Source organism: Candidatus Albibeggiatoa sp. nov. BB20, from assembly GCA_016744725.1.
In the GTDB taxonomy this organism is placed as follows: Bacteria; Pseudomonadota; Gammaproteobacteria; order Beggiatoales; family Beggiatoaceae; genus Albibeggiatoa.
The window spans coordinates 1-2374 of record JADGDW010000286.1; the positions used below are offsets into that span (position 1 = coordinate 1).

Below are 2374 nucleotides of genomic sequence, written 5' to 3' on the forward strand. Positions count from 1 at the left end.
GCTCAAGGTCAATTGATTCAACGTGGTAATAAGCAAGGTCAGTTTGTTGATTTAATTTATAACGATCAAGATCAATTGGTTAAAGTCACTGAGCCTTCAGGACGTTATTTGCAATATCAGTACACGGATGGTTTAGTCACGGCGGTTTCAGATAATGCAGCTCGTCAAGTCAGTTTCCAATATGATGCTAATCACAATTTAACTCAAATCATAGATGTACTAGGGCAAACAACAAACTATGTTCACAATGAGCTTGGGCAAATTGTGCGTGCAACTGATACAAACGGTCAACAAATATTCCGTAATGTATTTGATGAAACGACAAATTTAGCTATTGCACAATATGATGGGCTTGATGATAAGGCAATCCAATTGTCTTATGATGACGGTTCAGCTAATGGCTCAACCACTACAGTCACTTATCGTAATGGTCAGCAACAGGTTTATACGTTTAACGATGCGTACAAGCTGATGAGTTTGCAGGATGAATTAGGGCTAACAAAACATTATGCCTACAATGAAAAAGGTAAGCGCACTCAAGTTACTAATGCCAAAGGTGAAACCAAATACTTTGCTTATGATGAGCGTGGTAATTTAATCCGTACTACCGATGAAGCGGGTGCAGTCACAAGCTTACAGTATGATGCGAATGACAATTTAAGCCGTGTAATCAATGCAGGTAATCAAACTGTTGAGTTAAGTTATGATGCACAAAATCTTTTAATTTCATATCGTAATGCTATCGGTGAAACTACGAGTTATGAATATAACGCACAAGGTCAATTAACCGCTTCTAGCACTGCATCAGGCAATACCACTCGTTTAGCTTATGAAAATGGTTTAGTCAGCCAAATCACACAGCCTGAAGGACAAGTACAAGGTGTCGAATATGATGCTGTTGGACGCATGGTGGCGATGACCGATGCAGAAGGCTACACCACACGGATGGGTTATGACGCTAAAGGACGTGTGATTAGTTTAACCGATGCGTTGAATCATGTACGTCAATTTGCGTATGACAGTCGAGGCAATATTATTCAAGTGACGGATGCCAATGGTAATGTGACTCGTCGTGAGTATGATGCCAGTGGACGTTTAGTTGCTCAAATCGATGCCTTAAATAACACCACAAGTTATGAGTATGACGATGATGATCGTTTAACGAAAATAACTGATCCACGTGGTCATAGTAATCAATTTGTCTATGATGCTAAAGGACAATTGGAAAAGGTTATTAATGCAGAAGGGCGTCGTCAAATTCAGCTTTATTATGATGAATTGGGCAATGTGATAAGCCAGATTGATGCTTTTGGCGACCGAGTTGCAACCTTAACTTATGATAAACGCGGCAATCCCATTGCTTCAGAAAATGTTGCAGGTTATCAAACGCAATTTCGTTACGATGAATTAAATCGTCTGATTGAGTTAACCGATCCTTTGGGTCATTCGACTGAGTATAGTTATGATGGTTTAAATCGTTTGGTTTCTAGTGTCGATGCATTGAACGGTATTAGCAGTCAAAGCTTTGATGCAGAGGGAAATGCCAGTAGTTTAACTGATCCTAACCAAAATCAAACCCAATTTACTTATGATCGCAATGGACGTTTGATTGCTGAAATCGTTGCCACAGGTCATCCTGTGCGTTATGAATATAATGCCCGAGATTTGTTAACTCAAGTGACTAATGCTCGGGGTCAACAGCGTCAATTGGAATATGATGCAATCGGGCGTTTGACTCATCTCACGGATGTAGATGGCACAATTGAATATACTTATGATGCCAATGGTAATGTGTTAACCGTGGCGGATAGCTCAGGTACGATTAACCGCACTTATGATGGGTTGAATCGTGTCACAAGTTATACTGATACACGTGGCAATACATTGGATTATGTGTATGATGAAGTCGGTAATTTAACTCGTTTGACTTATCCTGATGGAAAACAGGTATTTTATGAATATGATGAGTTTAATCAGTTAGCTAAAGTCACAGACTGGGCAGGCCGGAAAACATGGTATTACTATAGCAATATTGAAAATCGTTTGTTAAGTGACATTTATCACCCTAATGGTACATATCAATCCCGAGACTACTATACTAAAACAGGCCAATTATCTCGTTTGTGGGAGATGTCTCCGCAGCGTAAAAGTATGTTCAAATATACCTTTAGTTACGATGCGGCTGGCAATATTATTGAGGAGATCAAACAACCTGAGAGTGCAATTCCTCAAGTTGATTTAGAGATGGAATATGGTGCAGCCAATCAATTAGCTCAAGTTCAGCAAACCCCAACTGTATTTGATAAAGATGGTAATTTATTGCAAGCGGTGTTAGGTGGTGAAAGCGTTGAGTTTAGCTTTAATTCACGTAATC

General features: G+C 39.5%; 1 protein-coding gene. It reads left to right on the forward strand.

Going from position 1 to position 2374, the window contains the following annotated elements; all coding sequences use genetic code 11:
* Window positions 1–2374: hypothetical protein (locus ABXH34_RS18615; protein ID WP_353573389.1), on the forward strand; the 2374-nt coding region annotated here is incomplete at both ends.